The 6,256-nt window shown below is 67.2% G+C and carries 5 protein-coding genes; 3 read left to right on the top strand and 2 right to left on the bottom strand.

Translation table 11 applies throughout. From position 1 onward, the window contains the following. The first annotated feature begins 146 nt into the window (after positions 1 to 146). From NTZ26_04105 to NTZ26_04095, 3 genes are read left to right on the top strand one after another with little or no spacing between them, the layout of a single operon-like run. Positions 147 to 1,532 (top strand): glycosyltransferase family 4 protein, encoded by a 1,386-nt coding sequence (locus NTZ26_04105; GenBank protein MCX6559675.1) that lies wholly within the window; start codon positions 147 to 149, stop codon positions 1,530 to 1,532. Between the two features lie 3 nt (positions 1,533 to 1,535). After that, the gene (locus tag NTZ26_04100) at positions 1,536 to 2,657 is read left to right on the top strand and encodes a DUF1972 domain-containing protein (GenBank protein MCX6559674.1); all 1,122 of its coding nucleotides are present in this window, start codon (positions 1,536 to 1,538) and stop codon (positions 2,655 to 2,657) included. After that, on the top strand, positions 2,657 to 3,673 hold the full coding sequence (locus tag NTZ26_04095; protein ID MCX6559673.1) for a class I SAM-dependent methyltransferase: 1,017 nt from the start codon (positions 2,657 to 2,659) through the stop codon (positions 3,671 to 3,673). Before NTZ26_04100 ends, NTZ26_04095 begins: the two co-directional genes overlap by 1 nt. Here the strand turns inward: NTZ26_04095 and NTZ26_04090 are convergent. Together NTZ26_04090 and NTZ26_04085 are read right to left on the bottom strand one after the other, a co-directional pair. Beyond that, positions 3,670 to 4,791, bottom strand: a complete 1,122-nt coding sequence (locus NTZ26_04090; protein MCX6559672.1) for a glycosyltransferase family 1 protein — start codon at positions 4,789 to 4,791, stop codon at positions 3,670 to 3,672. The two genes, NTZ26_04095 and NTZ26_04090, sit on opposite strands and share 4 nt — an antisense overlap. 1 nt (position 4,792) lies before the next feature. Beyond that, a partial coding sequence (locus NTZ26_04085; GenBank protein ID MCX6559671.1) for a sugar transferase occupies positions 4,793 to 6,256 on the bottom strand: 1,464 nt, incomplete at its 5' end.

Genomic DNA, 6,256 nt, shown 5'->3' with positions numbered 1-6,256 from the left:
GGCCGGATCGCCCGCCGCTGGCCGGGGCCGATCGGATCACGGGCTTTCTTTTGGCTCGTCGTGGCGATTTTTGAGGCCTCCCTGGCCGCGGTCCTCTACAGCCTCCCCGGCCTGCTTGGCAAGGATCGGCCTGACGCGGAGCGGGCATGATCGATATCCTGGTCATCAGCGACGACGTGGTCGGCGACCGGATGGCCGGGCCCGGCATCCGGGCCTGGGAATTGGCGCGCGTCTTGGCCGGCCGGTTCTCCGTCGAGCTGGCCGTGCCCGAATACTCCGACGGCGGGTCGCTGCTGGCGGGCGCGCCGTTCAAGATCCGCTTCTACTCCCTGCGCCGCCCCCGGTCCCTGGAAGAGGCCGCCCGCGAGGCCCGCATTCTGCTGGTGCAGGGATACATCCTGTCCAAGTTCCCCCGTCTCGCCAATCTGGGAAAGCCCATCATCGCCGACGTTTACGACCCTTTTGTCCTGGAGAACCTGTTCAACCACGCCGGGAAGGGCACACCCCGGGAGCGAGCGGCGATCCACTTCCACGACCTTCGGGTTTTCAACGCGCTCCTCCTTCGCGCCGATCATCTTCTGTGCGCCTCGGAGCGGCAAAAAGACCTTCTTTCCGGATCGCTCATGAGCCTCAACCGGATCGATCCGGAGTTCATGACCGGCGGTCCGGACATAGCCCGCTTGATCAGCATCGTCCCGTTCGGGATCGATGCCGATCGTCCCGGCGCGGAAGCCGGCGAAGGCGGCCGGGAGACTCTTCTTCCCGGCGTCGCCGGCGACGACGTAGTGCTGCTCTGGGGCGGCGTCCTGACGCCTTGGTACGACCCCCTAACCCTGCTCGAGGCGCTGGCGCTCGCCCGGGCCAAGGATCCCCGCCTGAAGCTGGTGTTTCTCTCCACGACCCACCCCAATCCGGTCGTGCCGAAATGGACGACGGGGGACGAGGCGCGCGCCTTCGTCGAGGGCCATCCGGCTCTGCGGGGATCGGTCTTCTTCAACGACGGCTGGGTCCCCTATGCCGAGCGGGGGCGTTTTTTCCGGCGGGCGGACATCGGGGTCTCGATTCACCGCGCCCACCTGGAGACGCGCTACTCCTTCCGAACCCGGATGCTCGACTACATCAAGTACGGCTGCCCGATCCTGTGCTCGGAAGGCGATTTCTTCGCCGATCTCGTAGCCAAGGAGAACCTCGGTGTCGTCGTCGGCTCGGGCGACCGCGAGGCCATAGCCAGGGGGCTTTGCGAGCTGTCCGGAGATCCCGCCAAGAGGGCCGCGATAAAAGAACGGTTGGGGCGGGTGCGGGAGCGCTTTCTCTGGCGGGAAGCGGCCTCGCCCCTGCTGGCTTGGTGCGAAGGGGCGTTGGCCTCCACCCCGGCGGTCCGGCGCGTACCCCGGCGCAGGGCTCTGGCCCCGCTCGTATCGGGCCCGGCCCAAGGAGGGGCCTTCGAGGCGGCACGCCGCGCGCTGCGCCCCGCCGACGGGAGCGCCCCGTCAAAGATCCTTGTCCGGGCCAGGCGGATCCTGGGGAAATAGGCCATGCGCATCGCCCTGATCGGAACCCGCGGCGTGCCGGCCCGCTACGGCGGGTTCGAAACCTGCGCCGAGGAGCTCGGACGGCGGCTGGCGGCGCGCGGGCACGATGTCCGGGTTTACTGCCGGGACAGCCCGGATCAGCCCCGGCTGTCCACTTACCTCGGAATGTCCCTCATCCACCTGCCCGCGATCCGGACGCGTTCGCTGGAAACGCTGTCCCATGTCTTCCTGGCCATGCTGCACGCCCTTGTCCGCAAGAACGACATCATCCTGGTCTTCAATTACGCCAGCTCTCCCCTGCTGGCCATCCCGTCCTGGCTGGGACGGCGGATCGTCCTGCATATGGACGGGATGGAGTGGGCCCGCCAGAAGTGGGCCGGCCTTGGCCACCTCTATTTCGCCCTGGCCGAAAAGCTGGCCGTCACGCTGCCCATCCCCCTGATCAGCGACGCCCGGGCCATCCAGAGCTATTACCGGGAGCGCCACGGCCGGGAGACGGTCTTTCTTTCCTACGGCGCCCCGCTTCTCTCGTCGCGGAGGCCGGAGATCTTGGACCGCCTGGGCTTGAAGCCGCGCGGCTACTTCCTGCAGATGGCGCGATTCGAGCCGGAGAACAACATCCATCTCACCCTGCGCGCCTTTGAGGAGCTGGAAACAGACAAAGTCCTGGTCCTCATCGGCGGCAGCGCCTACAAGTCCCGCTACATGGAGATACTGGACTCGAGCCGGGATCCCCGGGTCCGGCGGCTGGGCTTCTGCTACGATCAAGACACGCTGCGCGAACTGCTCTGCCACAGCTACGCCTACATCCACGGCAACGAGGCGGGCGGCACCAACCCGGGGCTTCTCCAGGCCCTGGCCGCGGGATCGTTCGTCATCGCCCGGGACGTCGTCTTCAACCGCGAAGTGGCGAGCGACGCGGCTCTCTATTACCCGAAGACTGCGGCCGGCCTGCGGGCGGAAATGGCCTGGGCGGTCGATCATCCGCGGGATCTGGAGGCCGGGCGGGAGCGGGCGCGCGCGATCATCCGGTCCCGCTACAACTGGGACCGCGTTACGGACGGATACGAAGAGCTGTTCCGGAGCCTCCAGAAGAGGGGCGTCCGCGGCAGGGTCTCCGGCTGATGTCCTCGCTGCCCCAAGCTCCCTGTCCTCTTTGCGGCGGAACCCGCCGGCAAACACTGGCCGTCAAGTTCGGCCGGGCCATTCTTCGCTGCCGGACCTGCGGCCTGGGCTGGGCTTCCCCGGCGCCGGAGAGCCGAGGCGCCCCGAATCGATATCAAGACGATGGCTACATCCGCGAGGCCAAGGCAGCGCTTCATGCCGGCGACGACGGGTATGATCCGGAGTTCGCGCGGCGCCATTATCATCTTCACCTGGCCCTTCTGGCCCGGGAAGCGAGGCGGCTCGACGAACGGAGCGGGAGAGGGGGCCTGCGGACGCTCCTCGACGCGGGTTCGGGCCTCGGCTTGTTCCTGAAGGCCGCGGGGGACGCGGGCTGGGCGGCGGAAGGGGTGGACGTGTCCGGGCCGGCGGCGGACTATGCCCGCCGGATCGTCGGCGTGCGGGTCAGAAGCGGGGCCTTCGAGGACGCGAACCCGGCCTCCGACTCTTTCGACGCCGTGACCATGCTCGACCTGATCGAACACCTCGAGGATCCGGCGGCGGCGCTGCGGGAAGCGCGGCGGGTGCTCAAGCCCGGCGGAATCCTGATCATCCAAACGCCCGACCTGGACAGCCTGAGTCGGAGAATCCTGGGCTCTGCCTGGGCCGTCCTGTCGCCGTGGGAGCATCTGACGTATTTCTCCGCCCGCTCGCTGAGGATCGCCCTTGGCCGGGCGGGGTTCGAAGTTGAATCCCTGCGCAACCTCCTGATCTTCGACCCAAACTATACCCATCGGAGAGAGGGGCTCGCATATGGGATGTGGCGGAGCTTCCTGCGCCGCTGGGAGCGGTCGGACACGGTCGGGAACATGCACGGCTTCGAGGGGCTGGCGCTGCTGGCCGCCATCGAGCCGAAGACGGACCCGCTGGCGGGCTTGTCGCTCCGGCAGAGGGCGGAACGCCGCCTTTTTCTGGCGCTTAAGCGCGCGCTAAAGGGGGATGTGCTGATCGCCGTCGCGCGGAAGCTCGAGCCTTAGCGGGCGGCGGCGCGGTAGACTTCGAGCGTCCGGAGGGCGGCCTCCCGCCAAGTGAGCTCCGCGGCGCGGCGGCGGCCGGCCGCGATCCTGTCGGCCCGAAAGGTCGAGTCTTCGAGAAGACGCCGGAGGACGCGGGCCAAGCCCTCTTCGTCGCTCGGATCGACAAGAACCGCGGTGCCCGCAGCCAGCTCGGCCATCGAGGTCGAGGCCGTGGTCACGACGGGCGCTCCCGAAGCCATGGCCTCGAAGACGGGCAGGCCCGCTCCCTCGAATAGCGAGATGTAGACGAAGGCCGCCGCGGAAGAATAAAGATGGCGGAGATCTTCATCCGGGACGTAGCCCGTCGCGATCAGGTCGGGCCCGATCCCGGCGGAAACGGCGGACATCGTCCGCCCGGAATCGAAATCCGGCTTCCCGACAAGGACGAGCTGGGGCCGGGGCGAGGGAGCGACGGGCGGCGCGACGAGCCGGCGGAAGGCCGCGGCCAGGAGCGGAATGTTTTTGCGGGGATTGATGCGGCTGACGGAAAGGATGAAGGGACGGCGGATGCCGTGAGCGTCAAGGACGCGTTGGGTGGCGGCCGGGTCGCGCGGGGTGAAGAATTCGGGCGCGACGCCGTGAGGGATGAAGGCGACGCGGGCCGGGTCCAAGCGATAGGTCGCCGCGATGTCGTCGCGGGCGTGGGCCGAGCCGGTGATGATCCGGGTAGCACGGCGGGCCGTGGCCCGGACGAGAATTCGCGAGCGCCAGACGAAGGGCTTGGGAAACGTGTCGGGGACGCGGAGAAAGCCCAGGTCGTGGATGGTCGCCACCAGGCGGCCCCGATGGCAGGGCGGGGCGATGTACTGGACATGCAGGACGTCGAGCCGGTCGCGGCGCGAAGCCAGGGCCAGGGCCAAGGGGATACGCAGGAATGACGCCCGCGGGCGCAAGCGCCGCAAGCGGAAATTGGGCGGGAGCGCAAGGCCCCGAAAATAGGGATGGCCCGGATCGCAGACATAAAGGACGTATTCGTTCTCGCGGTCGATCTCGGCCAGGCCCCTCACGAGGCCGCGAATATAAGTGCAGTTGCCGCAGCCGTCGTCCTCAGCCTTGTGCGCGTCGATCCCTATTCGCATGTTAAAAAGCGCCTCGGCCGGTCAAGGCCACGACGGCGGTCTTGGCCAGGATCAGCAAGTCGAGCCAGATGGACCAATTGCGGACGTAGCGCTCGTCGAGCTTGATGCGCTCCTCGAACGGCAGGTCGGAGCGCCCGCTGGTCTGCCACAGGCCCGTAATGCCGGGCTTGACCTCGAAGAGGATGCCCGGGAAGGGCTGAATGGTCTCGATCTCCTCGCGCAGATAGGGCCGCGGGCCGATGATGCTCATCTCGCCGCGCAGAACGTTGAGGAGCTGAGGCACCTCGTCCAAGCTGAAGCGGCGGAGGAAGCTCCCGAAGCGGGTGATGCGCGGGTCGTCCGAGCGGAGCTTCTTGTAGAGCGTCCACTCCTCGCGGGCGCGCTCGTCCCGCGCCAACAGCGCGGACAGGACTTCGTCGGCGTCGAGGCGCATGGTCCGGAACTTGATCATCTCGATGGACCGCCCGCGGCGTCCGCACCGCGCCTGGCGGAAGAAGACCGGGCCGCGCGAATCCAGCTTGATGCCGATGGCGATGACGGCCATCGCCGGGAGGAGGAGCAGCAGCGAGAGAGCCGCCAGGGCATACTCGAAAGCGCCCTTGGCCAGGAGGTTCCAGGGCTTGTGCAGATTCTTGCGGACCGAAAGCGACAGGACCCGCCCGATATTCTCGAGCTCCACGCCCGCCGTGATCAAATCGCCCGTCCGGGGGATGTACCGGATCGTCTCGCTGACTCCGTCCCAGCGCCGCAACAGGGCGACCATGCGGTCGCGGGGAATGTCGGGGAAGGTGACGATGATGTCCTCGAAGGGCAGGCGCTCCTTCCAGTCTTCGATCTCGTCGTAATGGCCCAGGATGGCGACGCCGTTCGTGGTGCGGCCGACTTCGCCCCGGTCGTCGGTGAGGCAGCCGACGATGCGAAAGCCCAGGGAGCGGTTGCGGCGGATGGCCTCGATGACGGCGCTGGTGCCGTTTTGGGAGCCGATGATGAGGACGCGCTTCTGCCAGAGATGGAGGGAGACCAGGATCCGCTTGGTCAGGAAGCGGGCCGCGGGCAGAGCGAAGTAGCTGACCCCGACCATCAAGCTCAGAATGAGCCGGGAGAAGGCGTAGGGCTGTCGGGCCAGGAAAGCGGAGGCCATGACCAGGGCCAAGGCCATGGTCGAGCTTTTCACCAGAAGGCGCGTCTCGTCCCAGTGGGAATGGCGCTTGGTGTAAAGCTTTTCGTAGGCGAAAACGAGGATCCAAGCCAGGACGAGGTACCATTTTTCGAGGAACGGAGCCACGAGAACCTGCCGGGCGGCGAGGGAGGGGAAGACAAGGGGGAGCACATGTTGGCGCAGGAGGATCGCGGCCAGAAGGGAGGCCGCCAGAGCGGCCACATCTGAGGCGATCAGAAGGACAAGGCTAAGGGATTTCTTTAACATGGCCTCATCGTGAGCCCAAACATATAGCCACAGAACCGC

The sequence above is a fragment of the Candidatus Aminicenantes bacterium genome (genome assembly GCA_026393855.1).
Classification (GTDB): Bacteria; Acidobacteriota; Aminicenantia; order Aminicenantales; family UBA4085; genus UBA4085.
The sequence above is the reverse complement of the archived record's forward strand: the minus strand, read 5'-3'. Positions and strand labels throughout refer to the sequence as shown.

Excerpts from the sequence above, each read along its gene's own strand:
- NTZ26_04105 (MCX6559675.1), top strand. The coding sequence starts at position 147 with ATGATCGATATCCTGGTCATCAGCGACGACGTGGTCGGCGACCGGATG.
- NTZ26_04100 (MCX6559674.1), top strand. The coding sequence starts at position 1,536 with ATGCGCATCGCCCTGATCGGAACCCGCGGCGTGCCGGCCCGCTACGGC.
- NTZ26_04095 (MCX6559673.1), top strand. The coding sequence starts at position 2,657 with ATGTCCTCGCTGCCCCAAGCTCCCTGTCCTCTTTGCGGCGGAACCCGC.
- NTZ26_04090 (MCX6559672.1), bottom strand. The coding sequence starts at position 4,791 with ATGCGAATAGGGATCGACGCGCACAAGGCTGAGGACGACGGCTGCGGC.